Annotated in this window: 3 protein-coding genes, 1 tRNA gene and 1 pseudogene; 3 read left to right on the top strand and 2 right to left on the bottom strand. The window is 45.5% G+C overall.

Annotated elements, in window-relative coordinates; translation table 11 throughout:
• Window positions 1–218: pseudogene (locus tag Q0257_RS09445) on the top strand (3-deoxy-8-phosphooctulonate synthase); the annotation flags it as partial.
• 508 nt (window positions 219–726) lie between these two features.
• Complete coding sequence (locus tag Q0257_RS09440) at window positions 727–1,164, top strand: PH domain-containing protein (RefSeq protein WP_298024376.1); 438 nt, start codon at window positions 727–729, stop codon at window positions 1,162–1,164.
• 55 nt (window positions 1,165–1,219) lie between these two features.
• On the opposite strand, the gene Q0257_RS09435 is transcribed toward Q0257_RS09440, so the two are convergent.
• Window positions 1,220–1,357, bottom strand: a complete 138-nt coding sequence (locus Q0257_RS09435) for a hypothetical protein (RefSeq protein ID WP_298024374.1) — start codon at window positions 1,355–1,357, stop codon at window positions 1,220–1,222.
• On the opposite strand from Q0257_RS09435, the gene Q0257_RS09430 reads away from it, so the two are divergent.
• Window positions 1,325–1,401 (top strand) — tRNA-Glu (locus Q0257_RS09430). The genes Q0257_RS09435 and Q0257_RS09430 overlap by 33 nt on opposite strands.
• A 57-nt stretch (window positions 1,402–1,458) precedes the next feature.
• On the opposite strand, the gene Q0257_RS09425 is transcribed toward Q0257_RS09430, so the two are convergent.
• On the bottom strand, window positions 1,459–1,946 hold a 488-nt coding region (locus Q0257_RS09425), incomplete at its 5' end, for an ATP-binding cassette domain-containing protein (protein ID WP_298024372.1).

The raw sequence follows: 1,946 nt of genomic DNA, 5'->3' as shown, positions 1-1,946 counted from the left end.
TGCAGATGCCTAGTATCGGCGCTACGAGCGGCGGCGACTCGCGCTTCGTGCCGTATCTCGCGCGAGCGGCGGCGGCCGTGGGCGTGGACGGCTTTTTTTACGAGACGCACCCAGATCCCGCTCACGCGCTATCAGACGGGCCGAATATGCTAAATTTACAGCAGCTTGAGCACGTCGTCGCGCAGACGCTTGCGATTCAAAAAGCGCTCGGATTTTAGAGCGGGCGGTTATAAAATTTCAAATTTAGGCTAGCGCGCTTAAAAATTTAATTTTGCCCCGTTGCACGCTAGCCGATTTTCGCACTTTGCGCTAATAAATTCTATATTCGCACGGACGAGCTTCAACCGCAGCGAGTTCGTATATCGCGCGCTAAAAATTCAAATTTATTGCGCGGCTATAAAATTTAGCGCATTTATAAAATTTATCCCGCCTGCTTCATTAAACTTCGGGGCTTTGATAAAATTTATGCGGCGCCGGGCGATCGCCCGGCGCGAGCGGGGCAATTTCACGCCGCTAAATTTACAATTTTAAAAGCCTTGTTCGCAAAATTTAGCCATAAATTTTGCACCGAATTTCGCAGCCGACAAAGTAAAATTTAATGCAAATTTTACGCGCAAATTCCGATCGTCCAATCCGCCATTGCACGAGCCGCACCGCAGAAAATTTAAGTCAAGATTAATGGGGCAGGGATATAATTCAAGTCTCAAATTCTTTTAAAGGATATTTATGGGTTACGTAGAGTCTAACCTTCTAAATAGCGAAAATATAATTGCTAAAGCCAAAATCCACTGGGCGGTTTTTATCTCCGCTATCATCATATTAATTCCCGCGATAGTTGGAATCATAAATAAAGACGATAGACTTTCATTCATATGCTTTGGCGGTTTTATAGCGGCGCTAATTCACGGGTTTATTGTTTTAAAGACAAATGAGCTCGCCATCACAAATCAGCGTATAATCGGCAAAAAGGGTCTTATTAGCCGTGAAACGGTGGAGCTAAAATATGAAAAAATCGAAAGCATATCTGTAATGCAGAGTATCTTGGGACGAATTTTAAAATTCGGCACCATAGTGGTGCGAGGCACCGGCGGCACCGCGGTTAGCTTCCAATTTATCGCTAATCCCGTAGCGTTTAAAAACAAGGCGATGGAAAAGATCGGCTAGGCTCCGTCTTGCATATAAAATTTCAGCCAAATCATAAAATTTTACGTTGCAAATTTTACTCTATGCCGCGCAGGCTTTTAAATTTATAAGCGATTTGCGCTTGCACCGCCGTCGGCATTTTATCTAAAATTTTGTTTTTGTCGCTATAATGCGGCTTCTTGACCTTTTCGTCTAGTGGCTCAGGACGTTGCATTCTCAGTGCGAAAACGCGTGGTTCAAATCCCGCAAGGGTCGCCATTATGGATTTTTATACAAGCCTCATGATTTTAAACGATAAATTTATCTATGATTTTATCATGGACTTTCATACAAGCCATCCGATTTCAAATAATAGATTTTATCCGCGATTTTATCGATGAAGCTTTTATCGTGCGAGACGATGATTTCGCTTACGTCAAGCTCCGCCAAAATCCCCGCCACACGCTCCTGCATCGCCTCATCAAGCGCCGTCGTAGGCTCGTCCAGTAGCAGTATTCTAGGCTCACACACCAGCGCGCCCGCAAGCGCCACCAGCTTTTTCTCGCCGCCGCTTAGGTGAAAGGGTACCCGCTCGCGCAGATGTTCGATCCCCAGGCGTCGCAGCGTCTCTAGCGCCTTGTGCTCGATCTGCTCTTCGCTTAAAATTTCAAGCTTTTTTAGATGGTCGTTTTCGCTGCCCTGCCTTAAAATTTGCGCCTTACGACCAAAAAATTTAGAAAAAATTCCACGTCTTTTCTCCGCATTTCGCGCTCGTTTTAACCGCTCATTTTGCGCACGCAGGCTAAATGCGACGTCCTCAAACA

The organism is uncultured Campylobacter sp., from assembly GCF_938018035.1.
Lineage (GTDB): Bacteria > Campylobacterota > Campylobacteria > Campylobacterales > Campylobacteraceae > Campylobacter_B.
Note: the sequence above shows the minus strand (reverse complement) of the source record. Positions and strands in the feature narration are given on the sequence as shown.